This is a genomic window from Stenotrophomonas rhizophila (genome assembly GCF_001704155.1).
Classification (GTDB): Bacteria; Pseudomonadota; Gammaproteobacteria; order Xanthomonadales; family Xanthomonadaceae; genus Stenotrophomonas; species Stenotrophomonas rhizophila_A.
In genome coordinates this window covers 447,659-468,385 of sequence record NZ_CP016294.1, presented here as the reverse complement: position 1 = coordinate 468,385, position 20,727 = coordinate 447,659, and the positions used below count along the sequence as shown (strand labels likewise).

General features: G+C 64.2%; 23 protein-coding genes. 9 read left to right on the top strand and 14 right to left on the bottom strand.

Features of this window, described 5'->3' with window-relative positions:
* The first annotated feature begins 44 nt into the window (after positions 1–44).
* A complete protein-coding gene (gene pncA / locus BAY15_RS01900; protein ID WP_068848473.1) occupies positions 45–671 on the top strand; it encodes a bifunctional nicotinamidase/pyrazinamidase in 627 nt (208 codons plus the stop codon).
* 247 nt (positions 672–918) lie between these two features.
* On the opposite strand, the gene BAY15_RS01895 is transcribed toward pncA, so the two are convergent.
* A complete protein-coding gene (locus BAY15_RS01895; protein ID WP_068848471.1) occupies positions 919–5,871 on the bottom strand; it encodes an autotransporter-associated beta strand repeat-containing protein in 4,953 nt (1,650 codons plus the stop codon).
* A gap of 249 nt (positions 5,872–6,120) precedes the next feature.
* Positions 6,121–6,720, bottom strand: coding sequence for a TetR/AcrR family transcriptional regulator (locus BAY15_RS01890; RefSeq protein ID WP_068848469.1), 600 nt, complete (start codon positions 6,718–6,720; stop codon positions 6,121–6,123).
* 75 nt (positions 6,721–6,795) lie between these two features.
* Between BAY15_RS01890 and bdcA the strand changes: the two genes are divergently transcribed.
* Both bdcA and BAY15_RS01880 read left to right on the top strand, forming a co-directional pair.
* Entirely contained in the window at positions 6,796–7,506 is a 711-nt protein-coding gene (gene bdcA, locus BAY15_RS01885; RefSeq protein ID WP_068848467.1) for an SDR family oxidoreductase, read from the top strand.
* A 254-nt stretch (positions 7,507–7,760) separates the two neighbouring features.
* Positions 7,761–8,204 (top strand): RidA family protein, encoded by a 444-nt coding sequence (locus BAY15_RS01880; RefSeq protein ID WP_068848465.1) that lies wholly within the window; start codon positions 7,761–7,763, stop codon positions 8,202–8,204.
* Positions 8,205–8,299: 95 nt separating this feature from the next.
* On the opposite strand, the gene BAY15_RS01875 is transcribed toward BAY15_RS01880, so the two are convergent.
* The 3 genes from BAY15_RS01875 to BAY15_RS01865 form a co-directional block, all read right to left on the bottom strand.
* Positions 8,300–8,776, bottom strand: coding sequence for a DUF1348 family protein (locus BAY15_RS01875; RefSeq protein ID WP_025875918.1), 477 nt, complete (start codon positions 8,774–8,776; stop codon positions 8,300–8,302).
* 64 nt (positions 8,777–8,840) lie between these two features.
* The gene (locus BAY15_RS01870) at positions 8,841–9,410 is read right to left on the bottom strand and encodes a TetR/AcrR family transcriptional regulator (protein WP_068848464.1); all 570 of its coding nucleotides are present in this window, start codon (positions 9,408–9,410) and stop codon (positions 8,841–8,843) included.
* Between the two features lie 110 nt (positions 9,411–9,520).
* Positions 9,521–10,390 (bottom strand): SDR family oxidoreductase, encoded by an 870-nt coding sequence (locus BAY15_RS01865; RefSeq protein ID WP_068848462.1) that lies wholly within the window; start codon positions 10,388–10,390, stop codon positions 9,521–9,523.
* A gap of 97 nt (positions 10,391–10,487) precedes the next feature.
* Between BAY15_RS01865 and BAY15_RS01860 the strand changes: the two genes are divergently transcribed.
* Positions 10,488–11,384, top strand: a complete 897-nt coding sequence (locus BAY15_RS01860) for a LysR family transcriptional regulator (protein WP_068848460.1) — start codon at positions 10,488–10,490, stop codon at positions 11,382–11,384.
* Between the two features lie 495 nt (positions 11,385–11,879).
* Here BAY15_RS01860 and BAY15_RS01850 read toward each other — a convergent pair whose 3' ends face one another.
* The 7 genes from BAY15_RS01850 to BAY15_RS01825 form a co-directional block, all read right to left on the bottom strand.
* A complete protein-coding gene (locus BAY15_RS01850) occupies positions 11,880–12,356 on the bottom strand; it encodes a DUF4279 domain-containing protein (RefSeq protein ID WP_068848456.1) in 477 nt (158 codons plus the stop codon).
* A gap of 152 nt (positions 12,357–12,508) precedes the next feature.
* On the bottom strand, positions 12,509–12,700 hold the full coding sequence (locus tag BAY15_RS19070; RefSeq protein ID WP_157771667.1) for a hypothetical protein: 192 nt from the start codon (positions 12,698–12,700) through the stop codon (positions 12,509–12,511).
* Positions 12,701–12,924: 224 nt separating this feature from the next.
* Positions 12,925–13,395, bottom strand: coding sequence for a nuclear transport factor 2 family protein (locus BAY15_RS01845; RefSeq protein WP_068848453.1), 471 nt, complete (start codon positions 13,393–13,395; stop codon positions 12,925–12,927).
* A 12-nt stretch (positions 13,396–13,407) separates the two neighbouring features.
* Positions 13,408–14,415, bottom strand: coding sequence for a saccharopine dehydrogenase family protein (locus tag BAY15_RS01840; RefSeq protein ID WP_068848451.1), 1,008 nt, complete (start codon positions 14,413–14,415; stop codon positions 13,408–13,410).
* An 18-nt stretch (positions 14,416–14,433) separates the two neighbouring features.
* On the bottom strand, positions 14,434–14,787 hold the full coding sequence (locus tag BAY15_RS01835; RefSeq protein WP_068848449.1) for a nuclear transport factor 2 family protein: 354 nt from the start codon (positions 14,785–14,787) through the stop codon (positions 14,434–14,436).
* The gene (locus BAY15_RS01830; protein WP_068848447.1) at positions 14,780–15,184 is read right to left on the bottom strand and encodes a VOC family protein; all 405 of its coding nucleotides are present in this window, start codon (positions 15,182–15,184) and stop codon (positions 14,780–14,782) included. Before BAY15_RS01830 ends, BAY15_RS01835 begins: the two co-directional genes overlap by 8 nt.
* Before the next feature lie 19 nt (positions 15,185–15,203).
* A complete protein-coding gene (locus BAY15_RS01825) occupies positions 15,204–15,947 on the bottom strand; it encodes an SDR family NAD(P)-dependent oxidoreductase (RefSeq protein WP_068848445.1) in 744 nt (247 codons plus the stop codon).
* Positions 15,948–16,169: 222 nt separating this feature from the next.
* Here BAY15_RS01825 and BAY15_RS01820 point away from each other — a divergent pair, with 222 nt between their 5' ends.
* Positions 16,170–16,982 (top strand): AraC family transcriptional regulator, encoded by an 813-nt coding sequence (locus BAY15_RS01820; RefSeq protein ID WP_208856130.1) that lies wholly within the window; start codon positions 16,170–16,172, stop codon positions 16,980–16,982.
* A 71-nt stretch (positions 16,983–17,053) separates the two neighbouring features.
* Here the strand turns inward: BAY15_RS01820 and BAY15_RS01815 are convergent, their stop codons facing one another.
* Complete coding sequence (locus BAY15_RS01815) at positions 17,054–17,803, bottom strand: glucose 1-dehydrogenase (RefSeq protein WP_068848441.1); 750 nt, start codon at positions 17,801–17,803, stop codon at positions 17,054–17,056.
* Positions 17,804–17,979: 176 nt separating this feature from the next.
* Here BAY15_RS01815 and BAY15_RS01810 point away from each other — a divergent pair, with 176 nt between their 5' ends.
* Positions 17,980–18,885 (top strand): AraC family transcriptional regulator, encoded by a 906-nt coding sequence (locus tag BAY15_RS01810; protein WP_208856122.1) that lies wholly within the window; start codon positions 17,980–17,982, stop codon positions 18,883–18,885.
* Between the two features lie 8 nt (positions 18,886–18,893).
* Here the strand turns inward: BAY15_RS01810 and BAY15_RS19480 are convergent, their stop codons facing one another.
* Complete coding sequence (locus tag BAY15_RS19480) at positions 18,894–19,280, bottom strand: LysR substrate-binding domain-containing protein (protein ID WP_237334303.1); 387 nt, start codon at positions 19,278–19,280, stop codon at positions 18,894–18,896.
* Between BAY15_RS19480 and BAY15_RS18720 the strand changes: the two genes are divergently transcribed.
* The 3 genes from BAY15_RS18720 to BAY15_RS01795 all read left to right on the top strand — a co-directional run bounded on the left by BAY15_RS18720 (position 19,186) and on the right by BAY15_RS01795 (position 20,705).
* Entirely contained in the window at positions 19,186–19,509 is a 324-nt protein-coding gene (locus BAY15_RS18720) for an SDR family oxidoreductase (protein WP_083214244.1), read from the top strand. The genes BAY15_RS19480 and BAY15_RS18720 overlap by 95 nt on opposite strands.
* Before the next feature lie 267 nt (positions 19,510–19,776).
* Positions 19,777–20,277, top strand: coding sequence for a carboxymuconolactone decarboxylase family protein (locus tag BAY15_RS01800; protein WP_068848438.1), 501 nt, complete (start codon positions 19,777–19,779; stop codon positions 20,275–20,277).
* Positions 20,274–20,705 (top strand): cupin domain-containing protein, encoded by a 432-nt coding sequence (locus BAY15_RS01795; protein WP_237334301.1) that lies wholly within the window; start codon positions 20,274–20,276, stop codon positions 20,703–20,705. Before BAY15_RS01800 ends, BAY15_RS01795 begins: the two co-directional genes overlap by 4 nt.
* Positions 20,706–20,727 lie beyond the last annotated feature (22 nt).

The following is a 20,727-nucleotide window of genomic DNA, read 5'->3' as shown; positions in this document are numbered from 1 at the left end:
GGCCGCCACGCTGGTTGCCCCTCTTTCGTTGCGCTGGACCTGCCATGACCGCCCTGCACGCCGATGTCGCCCTGCTGGTAATCGACCTGCAGCCGGACTTCATGCCCGGTGGCGCGTTGGCCTGCGAGGAAGGGGATGCGCTGGTAGCGCCGATTGCCGACCTGCTGGCAGAACGTCGCTACCGCACGGTGGTGGCAACCCAGGACTGGCACCCGGCCGACCACGCGTCGTTCGCCAGCCAGCATCCGGGCAAGCTCCCGTTCGAGACCATCCTGCTGCATGCGCAGCCGCAGACCTTGTGGCCGAACCACTGTGTGCAGGGCAGCGAGGGCGCCGTGCTGCACCCGGGCGTGGACTGGACCGTGGCCGACCTGATCCTGCGCAAGGGCACCCGCCGTGAGGTGGACTCCTATAGTGCATTCCGGGAGAACCATGGGCCTGACGGCACCCGCCCGGCCACCGGGCTGGCCGGATGGCTGCACGAGCGTGGCATCCGCGAGGTGCATGTGTGCGGGTTGGCGCGCGATTACTGCGTGCTGTGGAGTGCGCAGGACGCGGTGAAGGCGGGGTTCCGGGTGAAGCTCCACTGGCAGCTGACCCGGCCCGTGACGGAAGCCAACGACGGGATGGTGCGCGAGGCGCTGGCCAAGGCCAAGATCGCAGTGATCTAACGCACGGGACTGGCACGCGGCCGAATGGGACGTAGCCGCTGACTCCGCATCCGGTAGGTCACGACCGTTGGTCGTGACGGACCATCAAGTGCGGCGAAGGTCTGCGTATCCGAGCTTAGAGTTCTCGACAAGCGATCAACCGATTGAACTCAGACGCCAATCAAAGAAAAGGCCGCGCACCCCAGCGGGATGCGCGGCCTCGGTTGCATGCCGCAGCGGGAAGGCAGTGCCCTCCCGCTGCCTGGCATCACAGCGCGATGCGGATACCCGCGTTGACGCTGTTGTTCTCCACGCCCGACCCCTGCTCGGTGCTGACGCCACCGTACAGGTAGCTCGACGCACCCAGGCGCACGGTGCCCTGCAGCTGGGCACGACCGAAGGCCTTGCCCGCCTCGGCGGCGGACAGGTCCACCCGCTCGCCGGCCAGTGTGGTGGTCACCGTGGCCTGGCGGGCCTGGCCGTGGTTGATGCCTGCCTGCAAACCGAACTGCCAGGTCCCGCGCGCTGCCAGCGGATCGTTCCGCAGCGAGCCGACCGACAGGCCGAGCGTGGCGCGGCTACCTTCCGCCTGGAGGCGTGCAACGTCCAGCGCCGCCAGCGAGTCACCCCCTTCGCGGTAGGCATTGCGCTCAACCTTCTGCCAGTTGCCGCGCAGTGAGGGCTGCCAGCTCAGGCCTGCCGCGGTGAAGGGCAGGCTGACACCGGCACTGGCCATGCGGGTGGTACCCGAGGCCTTGCCGGACAGCGGACCATCGGCACCCAGGGCGTCCGGACGCTGGCTTTCCCAGCGATCGGCCGAGTAAGACAGCATGCCGTCCAGCACCACCGCACCTGCCCTGGCGGCGCCATAGGCAAAGAACGCGTTGCTGTCGAGCGTGTTGTCCAAGGGGCTGCGCTCCAGTTCCGACGTCGTGCGACCCAGGCCGGCGCCCCACGCCACGTTGGAGGAGCGGTACACGTCGATACCGGCCGTGGCACGACGCTGGCGGGCATCGAAGCGGTCGGCGCTGGCATCCGCGTCCACCGACAGATCCCCGTAGCCGATGTTGGCCCACAGCAGCTGGTCGATACGCGTGATGGATGCATCCAGCAGCACACCCTGGCCCAGTCGACCGGTCACGTCGTCGGCCAGTGCGGTCGCATTGGACTGCGCCAGCCCGGCCAGCTTGGCGTGGCTCTCGCCGGTCAGGGCGGTCACCAGCACCGGCAGTGCCACCGCATCCTGCTGCCATACCGCGCGCAGCAGATCGGTCTGCTCGGCGGTGGTGGTGCCGGCGTCGCTGGCTTCCACCAAGGCGTCAAGTGCAGCCGCAGTGGCCAAGCCGTTGCCGTTGACCTTGCCCACCAGGTCAGCGCTGTAGGCCGTCGGTGTCACGTACAGGTCGATGTCGAAACCGGTGGTGTAGTACACCTGGAAACGCGTGCTGGCGGCCAGGCCCTCGGTCGGCTGCAGGATCCTGTCGAAGGTGCCGGTCACGCCGCCCTCGCCACTGACGATGCGGAACATGTCGCCCACCTTCGGGGTGAAGGTGTTGCCCGCATTACCACTGATGCCGCGCAGCAGGGGCTGAAGGGTGCCGTTGGCGACGAAGCGACCGGCCGCGCCGGAAACCAGCAGGCGTGAGTAGTTGCCCGCTCCGGCGCCGGTGCCGTACCCGTCGATATCGATCTGCAGCGTGGCGTCGTCAGTCAGCGTGACCGTACCCGTCACTGCCAGCGTGCCCGGCGAGTTTCCCGGGGCCAGCGTGCCATCGACGCGCATGTTGCCGGCGATGGTGCCCGTGCCACGCACCGTGCCGTCACGTTCCACCTGCACATTACTCATCAGCACGCCATTGGCACTGAGGGTGCCTTCGTTGACGCACGTGCCATTGGCCAGGACTGCGGTGCCTGCCATGTTGAGGCGACCCGCACCACTCTTGATGAAGCAGCCGGTGCTGCGCGAACCGTCCAGCATGCCGGTCAGCTGCGTCGTGGTGCCCGAGGCCACATCCAGAGTAGCCTCGCCCATCACCAGCAGCGGCTGCGTCACCTGGGTGTCGACCGTCGTGCGCAGGGTCGCGTCATTGATCGCCACGGTGCCGGAACCCAGGCCGCCTGCGTGCGCCAGTACGACCGTGCCGCCACTGATCAGCGTGCCGCCTGCGTGGGTGTTGGCCGCGCCAAGCACCAGCGTGCCCTGGCCGTCCGCCACCAGGGTACCGCCGCCGCTGATCGGGCCGTTGACCGTCAGGGTGCTGCCTTCAGCGCTGCGGAGCGCGCCCACGCTGTCCAGCACCATCGATCGGCCGGTGGTCATCGACGAGGATGCCTGCAGCGTGCCGCCATTGAAGGTCAGGCCGCCCGTTGCATCGCCGAGGTTGCCATCGCTGCTGATGTTGAGAACGCCGCCGTTGAGCGTGGTGCCGCCGGTGTAGGTGTTCTGGCCCGACAGGGTCAGTTCGCCCTCGTTGACGGTCGTGCCGCCGCTGTGGCTCACCGTACCGGTCAGGTCCAGGCCGCCTTCGCCGTTCTTGATCAGGCCGCCCGTACCGGACACATCGCCGCTGTTGGTCAGCGTGGTGTTGCTGTCGGTGTTGAAGGTGCCGTCGCCCGCAAGAACCACGTCGCGATCACTGTCGACGTCGCCGGTGGTGTGCAGGGTGCCGCCGTTGAAGGTAAGGCCACCCGTTGCATCGCCCAGGTTGCCATCGCTGCTGATGTTGAGCACGCCACCGTTGAGCGTGGTGCCGCCGGTGTAGGTGTTCTGGCCCGAGAGGGTCAGCTCGCCTTCGTTGACGGTGGTGCCGCCGCTGTGGCTCACCGTACCGGTCAGGTCCAGGCCGCCTTCGCCGTTCTTGATCAGGCCGCCCATACCGGACACATCGCCGCTGTTGGTCAGCGTGGTGTTGCTGTCGGTGTTGAAGGTGGCGTCGCCCGCAAGAACCACGTCGCGAGCGCCGTTGACGTCGCCGGTGGTGTGCAGCGTGCCGCCATTGAAGGTCAGGCCGCCTGCGGCATCGCCGAGGTTGCCGTCGCTGCTGACGTTGAGCACGCCGCCGTTGAGCGTGGTGCCACCGGTGTAGGTGTTCTGGCCCGACAGGGTCAGCTCGCCTTCGTTGACGGTGGTGCCACCGCTGTGGCTCACCGTACCGGTCAGCTCCAGGCCGCCTTCGCCATTCTTGATCAGGCCACCGGTACCGGACACATCGCCGCTGTTGGTCAGCGTGGTGTTGGCGTCGGTATCGAACGTGCCATTACCCGCAAGGACCACGTCACGATCACTGAGCACATCACCCGTGGTGTGCAACGTGCCGCCGTTGAAGGTCACGCCGCCTGCAGCATCGCCGAGGTTGCCGTCGCTGCTGACGTTGAGCACTCCGCCGTTGAGCGTGGTGCCCCCGGTGTAGGTGTTCTGGCCCGACAGGGTCAGCTCGCCTTCGTTGACGGTGGTGCCACCGCTGTGGCTCACCGTACCGGTCAGCTCCAGGCCGCCTTCGCCGTTCTTGATCAGGCCGCCCGTACCGGACACATCGCCGCTGTTGGTCAGCGTGGTGTTGGTGTCGGTATCAAACGTGCCATTACCCGCAAGGACGACGTCACGAGCGCTGTTGACGTCGCCGGTGGTGTGCAGCGTGCCGCCATCAAGCGTGAGCTTGCCTGCGGCGTCGCCCAGGTTCTCATCACCGCTTACCTGCAGCACGGCATTGTTGCTGACAGAGGTGCCACCAGCGTAGGTGTTCGTGCCCGAGAGCACCTGCGTGCCGCCCTTGATGGCCACGTCGCCCTGCCCGCCGATGGTGCCTTCGAACTCGTCGTTGGCATCGGTGATGGACAGCGTGTTGTTGCCCAGCGCCACTTCACCCTTGCCGTCCAGCGAGATGATGTTCACGACCGGAGCAGCCTGGGTCACGTCCAGCGTCCCGTCGATCACGAGCTTCTTCGACTTGTCGATCGAACCATTGCCGGACAATGCCAGCGTGGCGTTCTCGTCGACCTCGGTGGTACCGGTGTAGCCGTTGGTGTTGGTCAGCGTGACCGAACCGCCGTTGCCGCTGTTCTTGACGATCAGCGAGCCTGGAACGCCATTGGTGGCGTCGTCGATCTTGCCGGTGAACGTCGAGTCGTGGCCGTTCTGATCGATGGTGCCGGGCTTGTCGTCGATCTTGAAGTCGACATTCACGTTGGTGTCCTTGTCGACCACCAGCGTACCGCCCTCGAACGAGGCCTCGTCTTCGTTGCCCAGCTCATCGGTGCCCTTGGGACCATCGATGACGATTGGGCCGGTCGGGGTCGTCGGGGTCGTCGGCGTGGTCGGCGCGCCGCTGCCCGGATTGGGTGCGACCGGACCGAAGGGCACGCCCTTGTCGAAGGTCAGGCCCGGCGCCTGGTCGACGAACAGCACGGGGCTCAGCTGCGTGTCCTGCAGATTCAATGACATGAACCCCAGGCGGTACGTGCCAGCCGTGCTGACCTGGTACGTTGCGACCTGCCAGCCGGTTGCACCATAACTCCCGGTGGAGTAGCTGCCCGTGCCAAGGTTGGTGGCACCCAGCAGTGCGTACTGCGCGTTCTGGTTGTTCACCGTTGCGAACACCGAGGCGTCGCCGAGGTTGATCAGCGAGGTCAGCGAGGCATCGTTGAACGGCTCGTAGTCGGTCGAGACGTACTGCCACGCCATGCTGAAGTAGTCGCCTGCAGCAAGGGTCAGGTCCTGGTACAGCCACGATGCATTCGTGGGCGAGCCGGCCATCGTGCTTGCAACCAGCGCACGGCTTGCAGCGTCCAGCCCAAGTGCGGTTGCAGCCGTGGTGAACGAGTCCGAACCGGCGCCGGCCTGCAATGAGGCCATGTTGTTGCCGAAGGGCGTCACCGTCCAGCTATGGGTGCCGTTGTCGGCCTCGAAATCGGTCATGCCGGTGACCACCGCAGCGCCGACACCGGTGCTGCCATAGCTGGTAGAGCCTTGGGTGCCGGTCTTGGAATACGTCCAGCCGCTCAGCGTGCCGGTTTCAAACCCGATGTTGGTGATGTCCACCGCCGCCATCGCGGAGGGACCGTACAGCGCCAGCGCGGTCATCAGGCTCAGGGCCGCCAGGGGGCCGGTGGTCAAGCGGTTGGCCGTGCGGCGGGTGCGGCCAGATGCGGCCGTGCCGAATTCGGAGGTCACAACCCACTGACCCACGGCCTTGCTCCATACCACCTTGAATACTTTGTTCATTCCTTGGTCCCCTGATGACGCAATTGTTTAAAAAACGTGAAAGTGTGCCGTGCATCACATCATCGGCAGAGGGGGACCAATCTTTAGCTTTTCCTGCAGAGGCCGGGCGCCATCCGTGAATGATTAAGTAAAACAGCAACTTGGAAGCGCTCGTGGCGCAGCGCCATCGACCCCGGAGGTGGTATGGGTCCATGAAAAAGGGCCGCACGAAGCGACCCTATGACATGCACGGTCACGTACCAGCGGCGGCTACCCGGGGCCGGCCATCGCCCGCTCCAACCCCCCAACCGCCAGCCGCGCGGACTCCAGCAGCCGGGCATGGTCATGCCCTCGGCGCGCATTAGTGGACAGCCCCATCATCACGGTGGTCATGTAGTCCATCACCCGGTCGGCGGCTTCCGGGTGGCGCGCCGCTACGAAGTCACGGATCGCCGCTTCAGCGCCGACCAGGAACACCATGGCCGCCCGCTTGGCGTCCTCATCGATGGACTGCACCCCTTCAATGACCATGCACCCGGACGCGCCCGACTTGCCGGCGTAGCGGCAGGCGGCTTCCTCAAGCACGGCAGCCAGGCACTCGATGACGGGCCGGGCCGGATCCAGCAGTTGCTGCAGCGGGATCGCCCCGTCACATGCATACCGGTCCAGCACCTTGCCAAAGAGCTGCGCCTTGCTGCCGAAGGCGGCATAGAAGCTGGGCGGATTGATCCCCAAGGTGCCGGTGATGTCCGCCACGCTGACGTCGTCATAGCTGCGCTCATGGAACAGCTGCTGCGCGGTGGCCACGGCAGCGTCGGGGTCGAACGCCCGGGGCCGACCGCGGGGTCGAGGTTGTTTTGTATCGACCACTATTAAATTCCTTGACACCCGTCGAATGTCATTTCTATAGTGGATGATACATTACTCACTCAGGCGTGTCCAACAATGGCTTTTGAGAACAAGAAGGTGCTGGTACTCGGCGGCAGCCGAGGCATTGGCGCGGCGATCGTGCGCCGCTTCGTGGCGGACGGGGCGTCGGTGACCTTCACCTACAGCGGGTCCCCCGATGCGGCGCATGCGCTGGCCGCGGAAACCGGGGCGACGGCCGAGAAGACCGACAGCGCGGACCGTGACGCGGTGATCGCACGCGTCCGCGACACCGGTCCGCTGGACGTACTGGTAGTGAACTCGGGCATCGCGATCTTCGGCGATGCGTTGGAGCAGGACCCCGACGCCGTGGATCGTCTGCTGCGCATCAACGTGCACGCGCCCTACCACGCCTCCGTCGAGGCGGCGCGCACGATGGGCGACGGCGGCCGCATCATCGTGATCGGCTCGGTGAACGGCGACAGGATGCCGGTGCCGGGCATGGCGTCCTACGCGGTGAGCAAGTCCGCGTTGCAGGGGCTGGCACGCGGCCTGGCACGCGACTTCGGGCCGCGCGGCATCACGATCAACATTGTTCAGCCCGGCCCCATCGATACGGATGCCAATCCCGAGGATGGCCCCATGAAGGATCTGATGCACAGCTTCATGGCGATCAAGCGTCATGGTCGCCCGGAGGAAGTGGCGGGCATGGTGGCCTGGCTGGCCGGGCCGGAGGCAAGCTTCGTGACTGGCGCCATGCATACGATTGATGGTGCGTTTGGGGCTTGATGCGCGCACGCTGTTGGCGATGTGCACTGAGTCGAAATGACCAGACGCTGCGGCATTGATGGACAGCGCTTGGGGTACCGGGGCGCGGCATATGGGCCTGCGACGAACATCGCTTGCCCCTCCCGCCCGTGTCCGCTTTCGGCCAGAAGCGGACGCCCGCGGCCTATGCAGCTGCGCTTGCATTACCCTTTCGGGGCAGGCGCGCGGCCATGCCTACCGGCAGACTGGCGTCTTCACCCTGGGAAGAAAACGAAATGAGCACCTCCAACCGCAAGACGGCCAGCTTCGGCGTGCCGTGGGAATCGGCTTACGGTTACGTGCAGGCCGTGCGCGTGAACAATTCGATCTTCGTGTCGGGCCAGCTCTCACACACGCCGGAGGGGCAGCTGGTAGCCCCGGCAGCTCTGGGTGCTGACGGAAAGCCTGCCAACTTCGACACCATGGAGGCGCAAATGAAGCGCACCTATGAGAACGCCAAAGCCTTGTTGGCCGAGCTGGGCGGATCGCTGGCGGATGTGGTGGAGGAAACTCTTTTTGTAATCGATGTGCCGGCCGCGTTCGCCGCCAGCGGCAAGGTCAGGCCCGCCGTCTATGGCCAGCCGGTTCCCCAGGTGGCCAGCAATCTCATCGGGGTTTCCGCGCTCGCCTTCCCCGAACAGTTGATCGAGATCGCGTTCCGCGCTGAAGTGCAGTCGTAGCCCGACCCCTGAAGCGAAGGAGCACCCCGGCGCTGACATGGAAAGCCCGCAGGCGCATTCACGCCCGCGGGCCTTCCTCACGTTGGCTCCGCAGCTTACATGCCCAGGTCGGACAGCCCCGGGTGATCATCCGGGCGGCGCCCCAGTGGCCAGTGGAACTTGCGTTCGCTGTCCTTGATGGGCATGTCGTTGATGCACGAGAAGCGGCGCTCCATCAGACCATCCGCGCCGAATTCCCAGTTCTCGTTTCCATAGGAGCGGAACCAGTTTCCAGAGTCGTCGCGCCATTCATAGGCGTAGCGCACGGCAATGCGGTTGCCGGTGAATGCCCACAACTCCTTGATCAGCCGGTACTCAAGCTCTTTCTTCCACTTTCGGGCAAGAAACTGCCGGGCTTCCTCGCGGCCGTTGGTGAACTCGGCGCGGTTTCGCCACTGGGTGTCGAGCGAATAGGCAAGCGCCACTTTGTCGGCATCGCGGGAATTCCAGCCATCTTCTGCCAAGCGAACCTTCTGGATCGCCGATTCGAGAGTGAACGGGGGAAGGGGGGGACGGGGTGCTTCTGCGGACACGGTGGGGCCTCCAATGGAAAATGGATGAACGGGGTACTGCGGCGGGATTTCGGTTACTGCGGCGTTAGCGCGTGGCTTGCTTCAACAACAACTGCGCAACATCCCTTGCGGTGTCTGCGGCGTCGTAGTCACCCATCACGCGCGATACGGTGATGGCGCCTTCCATCAGAACCAGCAACTGCCGCGCCAGAACGGCCGGCTGCGCGATGTTCAGTTGCCCGGTGAGCTCCAGCGTGTAATCGAGCAGTTTCTGTTTGTGGTGCTTGGCGATCCTGCGGATCGGGTCGTGGGAATCGCCGACCTCGCCTGCCGTGTTGATGAAGGCACAGCCGCGATAGCCCTCGGACTCGAACCAGCCTTTGAGCACCGTGAACATGCCCAGGATGCGCGCTTCCGGGCTGCCGGTCTTGTCGCATTCCTGCCTGAACCAATTGAGCCAGCGCACGTCCCGCGCGTTCAACGCGGCTGCGGCAACCTGGTCCTTGTTTTCAAAGTGTCGGTAAATGCTCTTGCGCGCAACGCCTGAGGTCTTCACCAGCAGATCCATGCCGGTGGCATGTATTCCGTTCTGGTAAATCAGCGCCTCCGCTGTGTCCAGAATCTTCAGTCGGGTGTCGGTCGTTGGCTTATCCATAGCGCCAAGGTAGAACGATCGTTCTACCTTGTCAACCAGCGCGTGCATCCAGAAGGCGAACGCCGAGGGCTCTAAGACCTAGCTGTTCAACCGCTGCCCAGGCTAGGTCCTCAGCCCGCTGACGCATGCTCCGCCGCAAACGCGCCGTACGTACGCAGCGGCCGACCCAGCAACTGCATCAACCGCTCCACGTCACCCGCGCCCGGCAGCATGCCGTCGCTGATGAAACGCTCGGCCATCTGTCGCATGTCGTAGGCCATCCACGCCGGCATGAACTGGCGCAGGTTCTGCTCGAAGGCGGCCGTGTCATCACCGCCGTAGGCGATCGGGCGATCCAGCACATCGCTCCAGATGGCGGCCACCTGTTCTCCGGTGAGTGCTTCCGGGCCCACCAGGTTGAGTCGGGTCAGCGCGCGGTTGTCCGGCGCCTGTTCGCGGTTGAGCAGTTCGATGGCGGCGATCTCGGCGATGTCGCGGGTGTCGATCATCGCCAGCCCCTTGCTGCCGATCGGCATGGGGTACACACCGTAGCCCTGCACCACGTCCTTGATAGTGAGGTCGTTATCGATGAAATAGGCCGGGCGCAGGATCGTGGCGCTGAAGCCCATCTGCTCGATCATGCGCTCAACGCCGAACTTGCCGGCGAAGTGCGGCACGTTGACGTAGCGGTCGCTGTGGATCACCGACAGGTACACCACGCGCTTCACCCCAGCCTCGCGGGCGACGTTGAGGGTGATGAGTGCCTGGGTGAATTCGTCGGCGACCACGGCGTTGAGCAGGAACAGCGTGGAGACGCCCTTCAGCGCTTGGCGGAGGGCATCCACGTCCAGCAGGTCGCCCTGCACCAGCTCCACGGTGGCGGGCAGGTTGGCGGTGGCGGGGGTGCGGACCAGTGCCCGAACGTTTGCGCCGCGCTGGGTGAGGTGCTGGACGACCTGACGGCCGATGGTGCCAGTGGCGCCGGTAACAAGAATGGTCATGGGGTACTCCGGGTGGGTGGTGAGGCCTCATGGTTGTTGATCCGCGTGCGGGCCGATAGCTCATATACTTGGACCACCTGTCTCGCTGGTGGAACACATGGACCTGCTGGCCTTGGCCGACTTCAACCTGGTGGCGCGCCACGGCGGATTTGGCCGCGCCGCGCGCGCAGCGGACCGCCCCAAGGCAACACTCTCGCGCCGCGTGGCTGAGCTGGAGGCCAGCCTGGGGGTGCGGCTGTTCGAGCGTGGCTCGCACACGCTGAAGCTCACCGAGGAGGGCCGGGCCCTGTTCGAGCGCACCGAGACGCTGCTTACCGAACTGGACGAAGCGGCTACGTCCATTGCCTCAGGTGGCGACACGCCCCGGGGGCGGCTGCGCGTAAGCGCACCGATGCTGTTTTCGCAGATGGCGCTGGGCAGGATTGCCGCCGAATTCGTGAAGCGCTACCCACAGGTGCGGCTCGATGTCACCACCGAAGACCGCGCCGTGGACATGGTGGAAGAAGGCTATGACCTGGTGATAAGGGTCAATCCGGACCCGGATGAGCGGCTGGTGGGGCGGGTGCTGATCCGGGACCGCCTGGTGGCGGTAGCGCACCCGGACCTGCCCCTGCCCGCGATGGGCGAGACGGCGCCTGCGGTGTTCCGGCCGTCCGGCGATGCCACCGGCTGGGACGTGGTGACGCCGAGAGGCGAGATACGTATCGCGGTGGATCCGGTGCTGCGCCTGGGCGCACTTACCATGGTGCGCGATGCCGTTCGTGCAGGCACCGGCGCGGCGATGCTGCCCTTCTCGCTGGTTGCCGACGAACTCAGGGAGGGTGCATTGGTGTCGTGGGGAGATGCAAAGGCCCCGCCCATCGAGATATGGGCGCTGTACCCGTCGCGACGGCTGCTCAGCTCAAGGGTGTCGGCGCTGCTCGACCTGCTCAAAGAATCCTTCCCCGAGGGTCAGGCGGAGGAGCTGGCCGCCTTCGCAGGCGGGGGCCGCTGACGGCCAGGAGTGGACTCAGGCCGTTACACAATCCGGATTTTGCTGGCTAACGGAACTTGTTCTTTATCGACACTCGTCAAGAACAGCACCGACCTGTCGCCAACGAGTCGAAAGTGGACACGGGGGCGGCCGGATGGCGCTGCGCTGGGGTGGGACCGGGTCGCTGGGCTCCGCCCAGAGCAACTCCCACCCGAACGGTCGATTGTCGATGGCCGAGCCTGCGGCGGCTAGGGCGACAGCCAGTACGTGCGGCGAAGAATTATGCCCTCGCTGTCGATCTCGAAGGACCAAGCTTCGTCCAATAAGTGCAATCTATTCACGTACCAGACGCGCTTCACGCACGCCTCTCTGCAATCCGTGCCCCGAAACACAGTCGGCGCGTCTATGCCATGCTCCTGTATCACAGATGGAGTTCCCATAACCCGGATCAGCTGATCTTGTGAGTCACCTATCTGCACCTTCTCGAAGTTCGCCCTGCCCATGTGTGAGGTGTAGCTACAAGAGCCCGCATACCCCAAAAATAGAAGAATCATCGACGCGCCCAGATTGGGCAGTGGACTCTTCGTCATCGTGATCATAGATTTCCAGCCCGAGTGCAATTCCACGTTGACCAAGGGCAAGTAGCGCTTCTGCAGAGAGCCCCATCCCGTCATTGCTACTACCCATGAAAAGGCCGCAGTAGAGGTTGGGTTCAAACCGCGCCAATGAAGCCCAGATGCTGAGATCCCGGGTAAGTTGCTGGAGGATCTCGAAGATCTGGCTTTCCAGGTCTTCCGGTTTACGCTCAGCCGCGTTGAGCCTCCAACTTCCGGTCTTGGTGATGCGCTTGATCCCGGTGCGGCTGCCGATAAGCTCCTGGCCTTTTTGATACGACACCGTTGGACTCGCCCCCAGCAGGGCGCTGATCTCGTCGGGGATGAGCTCGTCCCCGAAGAACCGTAGTGTTGCCAGGGATTGATCTGGTTCTCCCATACGTCCTCCCCATTTGTTGGACGGACCCGAGGTCCGATTGTGCACTTCTTATCTTCCCCGCCAGGCGTCATCACCCTTGGCAAAGCGTCCGGGGCGAGACACGCGCACAGCCCCTGATCCTCCCTGCGGGCCCGCCCTTTCCTGTGTATCGCTCAGGATTGGCGTCTGGGTAATATCCAACGCGTAGCAAGGAAAGTAAAAATCCAAACGCCGGCGGTAATGACGGCAAGTCCGGTTGTTGATGGAACGAAGAAACCGTTTAGATGCCTGCCAAGGCCGGGCACGCCGACCATGTCTAAAAATGCCAACGGAAGCATGAAGATAATAAGCAGCAGGACGGCCATAACTGGGATTGCGGTAAGTGCCCATCCTAAAGCGGTCACACTGGTTGCGACGACTAAGGGCCTCCAATCCATGACGCCTCCATCTCAACGTATCGTGTCACGGCATCATAGCGAATCGGAAACTGTAAAAACTCAGGGGTGCCATTTGGCCCGGCAGGCCTTAAATGGTTTGGAGATCGAAGTCCGCTTTCGGCCAACAGCGGACCAGTGACCACCCAATCCGCTCAGATCCCAGCGAGCACGCTCGGATCACCCGTCCGCCAGACGTTGTCGACGATCACATGCTTGATCTCCCACCCCGCGTCGCGGCGGGCCAGAACAACGTCATAGCGGTTCTTCATCAGGTACTGGCGTGCGCCATCGACGCTCGATACGTGCTGCGCTTCGACCAGCACGTCCACCCGCGCCGTATTGCCGTCCACCACCACCCTCGGGTTGCTGAAGGAGTGGGAAGTATCGAGGCCGCTGAGCGACGTGGACAGCGCCTCCACGATGGTTTCCCGCCCCTGCAGCACGGGGTATTCGAAGCCCGCTTTTGCGCCGGCGGGACGGAAATCGGAGATGGCGTCTTCTGTAAAGGCCGACGAAAGCAGCGCGCGGTCGCGTAGGTCGATACCTGCAGCGAAGCGGTACAGCGTGTCGACCACGGCCAGTGTGTCGTGAAGGCTATCGGGGGTGTTTTGGCGCAATGACATGGGGTGGATTCCTTAGCGAGTCGCGGGGGTGGCTGGGTCAATGAAGGTGATACGGGTGTCTGCGATGGTCTCAGCGAATCCGCTTCCGAATACACCTACAGGCGTCTGGAAGCCCGGGTGCGCCTCCCCTGCCAGCACACGGCGCGCAGCCACGATCGCGGCCAGGGGTGTGAAGCTGTAGCCGTTCACGGTGTCCAGCACTGCGCGGGTGATGGCACCGTCCGCGCCGACCACCTCTACCGCTGCCTGGTACCGGTTGTCGGCACGCTCCTGCGCGGTGGGTCCATCCGGCAGTGCTTCGATCCCGCCTTCGGGGAACGCGCTGCCGGAGACATGCACGTAGGTTTCGATATCGCCAACGCCGGTCTGCCTGGCGATGGTGATCAGATCAGGCAGCGTCACCGGGAAACAGCTCAATGGGCCTTTGCCGAAATCGAGGTCGCGCAGCTCGTCCGGCGCACGCGGTGTGAGTACATCATCCTTTCGCATCAGGCACGTGGCCGTTACGTGCTGGCTGGCACTGAGCGCCGATCCGCGTGACATCGACCCCGCTACATGCAGGGCGATACGGATGGATACCGGTGACGGCACACGCTCCACCGCACGCGCGGCCAGGCTGCCAAGCATCGCCACGCTGCCGCCGCTACCCGGCATCAGCATGACACCGGCCGTGGTGGCGCTCACGTCATGGCGCTCCGCCAGCTGGTAACTGTCCAGCTCTGCGGCAATATCCAGGTAGTGGACGCCAGCGCGCAGGCAAGCCTCCATCAGTGCTCCTGCGGTATGCGCGAACGGCCCAGCGCAGTTGAGCAGCACCGCGATGTCCTGTAACCCGTAGTCCACATCGCCAGCGTTATCCAGCGCAAACACGCGGTACTGCACGCCAAGGCGTTTGGCCAGCGCCTGCAGCGGGGCCTCGTCGCGCCCTGCCAATACCAGCTTCAACCCAGCTTCTTTCGCGTGCGCTGCAGCCATGCGCCCGGTGTAGCCGGATGCACCGTAGATCATCAATGTTTTCATCGTGTCTTCCTCGCCACCCTATTCGAGTGAGGCGTCAATGCGGGAGATGCGGCCTGCGGAATCCATGGCCACTAGAAGAATTCCGATCTCGTGACCGAAGTCGCCGGTAAAGTCGACCCGGGCCCGTGCACGCGCATCGCCAAGACCTTCCAGCGAAAGCAGCCGGGTAAGCGTGTGGTAACCCACGAAGTACTTTTCCAGATAGTCGCGCACACCGGCGTGCTTGTTGAAGGTGCACCCGGTGGACGGGTCATCGATCACTGCCTTCGTGCTGAACAACGCCAGGGCGCGATCGATATCGAACGCGTTCGTCGCGTTGATGAAGGCCACCACCGTGGCCTTCAGGGGGTGCGATGCAGTGACGTCATTCATGGCCGTGCTGCCAGCTCTTGTAGACGAACTCCAGGCTGTAGCCATCCGGATCGCGCACCTGCGCGGCGTAGTAGCGCGGGTCGTAGTGCAGCTGCGGGCCCGGCGGATGAATCTCGCTGGCGCCGGCGGCCATCGCCGCGGCATGCGCTGCATCGACCATCGCCCTGGAATCTCCCACGAAGCCAACATGCGCCGCCTGCGCCCCCGCCACGCCCTGCCGCAGCCAGAAGAAGACCCGGCCGCCTGCGCCGAAGCCCTTCAGGTCCGGGTGGCCGGGTGGACCCTGCCGGCCGTCGTAGTCGAGCCGGTTGACGATGCCCAGCGGGGCCAGCGCCGCCGTGTAGAACGCGACTGAGCGGGTGGTGTCGGTGACAGTGAGGAAAATGTGGTCGAGCATGTCGAACTCCGGTTGCGAACTAGATGTTGTAGCCGCCTGCAACTTCAATGGTCTGCGCATTGACCCAGGCCTGCTCTTCACCGAGCAGCCCGGCAATGACGCGGCCCACGTCGTCCGGCTCACCTACCCGGCCCAGTGCCGTCTGTGAGGCCAGCAGGGCTTCGAATTCATCATTGAGCCCGCCGCCCAGCTCGGTGCGGATCGCCCCGGGCGCGACCGCGTTGACGCGGATGCGGCGCTCGCCGAACTCCTTGGCCATATAGCGGGTGAGCACTTCCAGCCCGCCCTTGAAGGCGGCGTAGGGCGCCACCCCGGCGGTGGCCACACGTGTGGTGGCGCTGGTGACGTTGACGATGCTCGCGCCAGTACCCAGCAGCGGCAGCAGTGCCTGCGTGAGGAAGAACGGCCCCTTCAGGTGCACGTTGAACAGGCCGTCGAACTGTTCCTCGGTCACCGTCTCGATCGGATTGAACAGCCCGAAGCCGGCGTTGTTCACCAGGCCATCCAGCGCGGAGGCGCCCCAGGTTCGCTGCAGGGTGTCCTTCACGTTCGCGGCAAACGCCGCAAAGCTTCCGGTATTGCCCACGTCCAGCTGCAGGGCCACTGCCGTGCCGCCTTCTGCCTGGATACGCTCCACCACCTGCTGGGCAGCATGCGGCTGGGCGTTGTAGGTGAGGATGACGCCCATGCCGCGCTGCGCGCAGTGCAACGCGGCGCTGGCACCAATGCCACGGCTGCCGCCGGTGATCAGTACGTGTTTCATGCAGGTAGTCCTGTGCAGTGAGGGGATATGCACAGGCTAGGGTCGCCGGCTGCGGCGCGCCGACCTGATCCTCGCCAATTCCTGCCTATTCCTGCTTTCCGCCTTGCCAGCCCCCTGCGGCGGGTGTCCAATGTGTACATGGACAACGCACTGGAAGAACTGCGCCGCCTTGCGGCGCATGCCGAGAATCGCCGTACCGAGACGGGCATTCCCCGCGTTGCCATGGTGCAGGGCGAGATCCCGGAGCATGCCCTGGCGGCCGTGTACGAGCCGATGATCAACCTGATCCTGCAGGGAAGCAAATCCATGACGGTGGGTGAGAAGACCCTCGAGTACGACCCGGCCACGTACTTCATCATGTCCGTGGACCTGCCGGCGGTGGGTGCGGTGCACCCGGCCAGCACCGGCGAGCCGTACCTGGCGGTGAGCCTCACGCTGGACCTTGGCATCATCGCTGCGCTGTTGTGCGACACCACCGATGCCGCCACCGGGCGCGGCGAGCCCTCGACCCAGACCGAGGCCTTCAACGTCGCCGCCGTCACCCCCGAACTGATGGATGCGTGGGTACGCATGCTGCGCCTGATGGAACGCCCCGGCGAGATACCTGCGCTGGCCCCGGCCTACGAGCGCGAGATCCTCTACCGCGTGCTGCAGGGACCACACGGATGCATGCTGCGGCAGCTGGCCACGCCGGATTCGGCGCTGGCGCGAATCAGCAGCGCCATCCAGCGCATCCGCAGCGACTATGCCAAACCGCTGCGCATCGCCGCTCTGGCCGAACAGGTGGCAATGAGCGAGTCTGCGTTCCACCGCCACTTCAAGTCCGCCACCGCGCTGAGCCCGCTTCAGTACCAGAAGCAGCTGCGCCTGCTGCAGGCCCGTCAGATTCTGGCGACGCGCGGAACCAGCGTTACCGCAGCCGCGCTTGATGTGGGCTATGAGAGCCCCACCCAGTTCACCCGCGAGTACGCGCGTGCTTTCGGTCTGCCGCCCTCGCAGGATGCGGCGCGAATGGTCGCGAGTCGGCGCGGTTAAATCGCTTGAGGATCTGAACTTCAGAAGGGGGCAGGCGCACGCACCGGTGCGCCTGCGAACGTGCTCAACGATCAGTAGCCAACGCCACGCACGCCACCGGATGACCGGATCGATTCGCCGGTAACCCAATTCGCATCATCTGATGCAAGGAACACAGCGAGCCGCGCAATGTCTTCCGGCTCGCCGAAACGGCCGAGTGGCGTGCCTGCCAAGAGCTTCTTACCAAGCTCGCCGGTGAAATTGCCACTGGTTCCCGGGGTGTTCGTATGGCCTGGCAGAATGGAGTTGACCCGGATTCCGCGCCCACCCATCTCGCGCGCGAGGGCAAACGTCAGGGTATCCACCGCGCCTTTGGTAGCCGCGTACACGCTGGACGCCAAGTACGGGTCGGTACTGAGGATCGAGCTGATATTGATGATGCTGCCTGAGGAACCAAACAGCTTTGACGCCTCGCGAATGGCCAGCAGATACCCCAGTACGTTCAGATTGAACTGCTTGTGAAACGCATCTTCGGTCAGGTCTTCGATCATCTCAAAGACTGCCACACCGGCGTTGTTGACCAGGATATCCAGGCGACCGTACTCGGATCTCACCGTGCTGAACAGGTTGACCACGTCTGCAGAATTGCTCATGTCGGCCTGCGCTGCCAGCGCTTTACCCCCGCGGAGCTCGATCTCGGCAACGACACGTTCTGCGTCACTTCTACTGGAGGCGTAGTTCACCACCACTGTCGCGCCTTCTGCGGCAAGGGCCTTCGCTATTCCGGCGCCAATGCCTTTCGAGCCGCCGGTGACGACAGCAATTTTTCCGTCTAGTTTCATGTGCTGAGTTCTCTATGAGTAGGATCACTCGGTGGAAGCTGGTGCAGTTCCTTCTCGGCGCTGCGCTTTCACCGGGCCACCAGTATTGGACGGCCTGGAGCCTCCACGCGTGCCCTTTACTCGCACATCCTTGCCTATTCTTATCACTCGCCTGGCTATTCTCTACGCGGGGGCCCATGATCAACCTCATGAACGATTCAATGGCTGAGCTGCGCTCGATCGTCACGCGGGCGGGGGACAGATGGACCGAGACAGGCATCCCAAGGGTCGCCATGGTTCACGCTGAAGCCTGCGCCAGTCAGGTTTACCAACCGATGCTCCATCTGGTCCTGCAAGGCTCAAAGACACTATCGATCGGCGATCAGCTGCGCCGCTACGAGGCAGGAACGTATTTCATCGTCCCCGTTGATATTCCGGCCACGGGACAGATCTTTCCAGGAGAAGGCGGGCAGGCCTACATGGCAACCAGTCTCACCTTGGAACCCGCCATCATCGCGAGCATATCGGGCGGCGCAGAAGCGGCGCCCGCGACGTGGCGAGCGGCTTGTTTCGCCCCGACGCAAGCGTCATCGGAGATGACCGACGCTTGGCTGCGCATGATGCGCCTGGTTGACCGCCCTGGCGATAGGGAAGTCATGGCGCCTCTGATTGAGAGAGAGATCCTGTTCAGAGCCCTGCAGGGACCTCTTGGCGGTGCACTGCGTGAGATCTCCCAGCCAGATGGTCGCCTGTTTCAGATCCGCAGAGCGATCCAATGGATCCGCGAGAACTTCTCCAAGCCATTTCGAGTGGAGCCGCTGGCCGCGATGGCCGACATGAGTGTCGCCGCCTTCTATCGCCATTTCAGGTCTGTTACGGCCATGACACCCATCCAGTACCAAAAGCGGCTTCGCCTTCTTAGGGCGCGATGGTTGCTGCTGTTCGAGCCTCGCGACGCTGCGTCGATTGCATTTGAAGTCGGGTATGAAAGCGCCTCACAGTTCAGCCGTGAGTACGCACGGCTCTTCGGCCTACCACCTTCCCGCGACGCTGCCCGTTTCCGGGCAGGTGAATATGCTGACCCCATCAGCCCAGCAGCGTAACTCCCCCGTCAGGCTCTCAGGAGCTCGCGCATCTCAGCTGCGACGAAGTCGGTGAGCAGCCGAACGCGCGCCGGCAGCATACGGCCAAAGGCATGGATGGACTGCAAGGGCAAGCCAGGCAGGCGCTGCGATGGCAGCACCTGAACCAACGTGCCGTGGTCCAGGTCGTCCTGAACGGAGCAGCGGGTGAGGTGCGCCACGCCCACACCCGCCAGGGCCGATGCCCGCAGTGCTGCGCCGGTATCCAGGCCCACTCGACCGTTCGCCTGCACACTGGTGCGCCCTGCCTTCCTGCAGGCAATGAATGATCGGATCCCGGCAAGACGCATGGGCGCGGCGGAAGAACGGGCCAGTGCCGCAATCTTCCTTGCCTCGAGTGAGAGCAGCTTCGTCAATGGCGCCGAACTGCGCGTCGACGGCGGCAGTACTTGTCTTGGGGCTGCCGTAGCGGAAACCTGGTCGATAGGACGCCACCTGCCTTGCCGGATGGGTGGCGATCCGCCCAGTCTTGCTGATGGAGGCTCGATAGGGGGCAATTCCTGTTCATGGCGCTCATCCCATCGGTCGGGTTGGAGGGTCCCACGTAAGGAAGAACAGGCGGATACCGGGCGTCATCTCACTTAGAGCACCGAGGTAGGCATCCCACTCCTCCGGGGCCACGTCGTCTGCGAGTGAATTGGCCGGGTTGCTCGCCTCCGGCGGTGGCGCGCATGCGCAGAGTGGATTGTCCATGTCAGGTAGACGCCCCGGAGCGCTGCCCTGTGACGCTTCCACTGTTGCGCGGAAGTAAACACTGGCGTTACCCGCAGGTGTCTACCCGGGGCGAGTGGGCGGGCATAACGTGGCACCGCACTGCAGTCCCCCCCGCGCCCCTTCCCAGGACCCAAGATCATGACCCAACGTCTCGACTACCAGCAGCAGTCCCCCGAGCTGACCAAGAAGCTCATGGAACTCAGCATGGCTGAAGCAAAGAGCTCCATCGAAGCGTCCATCCGCCACCTTGTGCATATCCGCGCCTCGCAGCTCAACGGCTGCGCGTTCTGCGTCGATATGCACGTCAAGCAGGCCACCATCCACGGTGAAAGCGCACTGCGGCTTCACCACGTGGCCATCTGGCGTGAATCCAACCTGTTCACGCCGCGCGAGCGTGCGAGCCTGGCGTGGACCGAGGCGCTGACCTGCATTCCGAGTCAGGGCGTGCCGACCGAACTGTATGAGCGCGTTCGCGGTCAGCTTTCTGAGAACGAGATCTCCGATCTCACCTTCGTGATCGCGGGCATCAACGCGTGGAACCGCATCAACGTGGCTTTCCTCGCTGTCCCCGGTTCCTTCGACAAGGCATGGGGACTGGACAAGGCGGGCCTGTCCGTCGCCCCGGCGGTGGCGCAATGAACGCGCGCGCGATGTGGGCGGCAATCGCTCTCTCCATGGGCCTCTGCCTGCTTTCCGGCGCCGCCATCGCGCACGGTGGCACGCATGCAACCGATGCGCCGCACGCGGTGGTCGCCGAGGTGGCTTCGCAGGCGCTGCAGGACTACCCGGGCAAAGAGATCACGCTCATCACCGTGGACTACCCGCCGGGTGCGGTTGACCCCGTGCATCGCCATGATGCGCATGCCATCGTGTACGTGCTCGACGGCACCATCATCATGGGTGTGAGGGGAAAGCCTGAGCAGACCATCAAGGCCGGCGAGACGTTCTATGAGGGCCCGAACGATGTCCACACCGTGGGCCGCAATGCCAGCCAGAGCAAGCCCGCCAGGTTTGTGGTCTTCCTTCTGAAAGACAAAGAAAAGCCGCTGCTTATTCCGGCGCAGTAATGTCGCGCGCGTACCGCAGGCA

Coding starts and splice junctions, on each gene's coding strand:
- pncA (WP_068848473.1), top strand. CDS start 45: ATGACCGCCCTGCACGCCGATGTCGCCCTGCTGGTAATCGACCTGCAG.
- BAY15_RS01895 (WP_068848471.1), bottom strand. CDS start 5,871: ATGAACAAAGTATTCAAGGTGGTATGGAGCAAGGCCGTGGGTCAGTGG.
- bdcA (WP_068848467.1), top strand. CDS start 6,796: ATGGCTTTTGAGAACAAGAAGGTGCTGGTACTCGGCGGCAGCCGAGGC.
- BAY15_RS01880 (WP_068848465.1), top strand. CDS start 7,761: ATGAGCACCTCCAACCGCAAGACGGCCAGCTTCGGCGTGCCGTGGGAA.
- BAY15_RS01870 (WP_068848464.1), bottom strand. CDS start 9,410: ATGGATAAGCCAACGACCGACACCCGACTGAAGATTCTGGACACAGCG.
- BAY15_RS01865 (WP_068848462.1), bottom strand. CDS start 10,390: ATGACCATTCTTGTTACCGGCGCCACTGGCACCATCGGCCGTCAGGTC.
- BAY15_RS01860 (WP_068848460.1), top strand. CDS start 10,488: ATGGACCTGCTGGCCTTGGCCGACTTCAACCTGGTGGCGCGCCACGGC.
- BAY15_RS01850 (WP_068848456.1), bottom strand. CDS start 12,356: ATGGGAGAACCAGATCAATCCCTGGCAACACTACGGTTCTTCGGGGAC.
- BAY15_RS19070 (WP_157771667.1), bottom strand. CDS start 12,700: ATGGCCGTCCTGCTGCTTATTATCTTCATGCTTCCGTTGGCATTTTTA.
- BAY15_RS01845 (WP_068848453.1), bottom strand. CDS start 13,395: ATGTCATTGCGCCAAAACACCCCCGATAGCCTTCACGACACACTGGCC.
- BAY15_RS01840 (WP_068848451.1), bottom strand. CDS start 14,415: ATGAAAACATTGATGATCTACGGTGCATCCGGCTACACCGGGCGCATG.
- BAY15_RS01835 (WP_068848449.1), bottom strand. CDS start 14,787: ATGAATGACGTCACTGCATCGCACCCCCTGAAGGCCACGGTGGTGGCC.
- BAY15_RS01830 (WP_068848447.1), bottom strand. CDS start 15,184: ATGCTCGACCACATTTTCCTCACTGTCACCGACACCACCCGCTCAGTC.
- BAY15_RS01825 (WP_068848445.1), bottom strand. CDS start 15,947: ATGAAACACGTACTGATCACCGGCGGCAGCCGTGGCATTGGTGCCAGC.
- BAY15_RS01820 (WP_208856130.1), top strand. CDS start 16,170: ATGGTGCAGGGCGAGATCCCGGAGCATGCCCTGGCGGCCGTGTACGAG.
- BAY15_RS01815 (WP_068848441.1), bottom strand. CDS start 17,803: ATGAAACTAGACGGAAAAATTGCTGTCGTCACCGGCGGCTCGAAAGGC.
- BAY15_RS01810 (WP_208856122.1), top strand. CDS start 17,980: ATGATCAACCTCATGAACGATTCAATGGCTGAGCTGCGCTCGATCGTC.
- BAY15_RS18720 (WP_083214244.1), top strand. CDS start 19,186: ATGAATGATCGGATCCCGGCAAGACGCATGGGCGCGGCGGAAGAACGG.
- BAY15_RS01800 (WP_068848438.1), top strand. CDS start 19,777: ATGACCCAACGTCTCGACTACCAGCAGCAGTCCCCCGAGCTGACCAAG.
- BAY15_RS01795 (WP_237334301.1), top strand. CDS start 20,274: ATGAACGCGCGCGCGATGTGGGCGGCAATCGCTCTCTCCATGGGCCTC.